This window comes from Psychroserpens mesophilus (assembly GCF_050617655.1).
Classification (GTDB): Bacteria; Bacteroidota; Bacteroidia; order Flavobacteriales; family Flavobacteriaceae; genus Psychroserpens; species Psychroserpens mesophilus_A.
The window spans coordinates 1-232 of sequence record NZ_JBODQC010000543.1; the positions used below are offsets into that span (position 1 = coordinate 1).

1 protein-coding gene is annotated in these 232 nt (G+C 68.5%); it reads right to left on the reverse strand.

The window, feature by feature from the left end:
• A partial coding sequence (locus ACRHNM_RS18350; protein WP_431138060.1) for a Mur ligase family protein occupies positions 1–232 on the reverse strand: 232 nt, incomplete at both ends.

Here is a 232-nt window from a genome sequence, read left to right on the forward strand (position 1 = left end):
GGTCACGTCCGCCGAGTGTTCCAGGCCATAGCGCAGCACACGGCTGCGCGCCGGCGTGCCGACGAAATGCTGTTCGAACCAGCGGCCGTAGGCATCGTCGGCATTGATCACCGCCACGCCATCGGCCGGCAGCGCGGCATAGATCGCGCCCTTGGTCACTGCCACGCCGAGCAGGCTGCCCATGCGTTCCAGGTGCGCCGGGGCGATGTTGTTGACCAGCGCATAGCGCGGG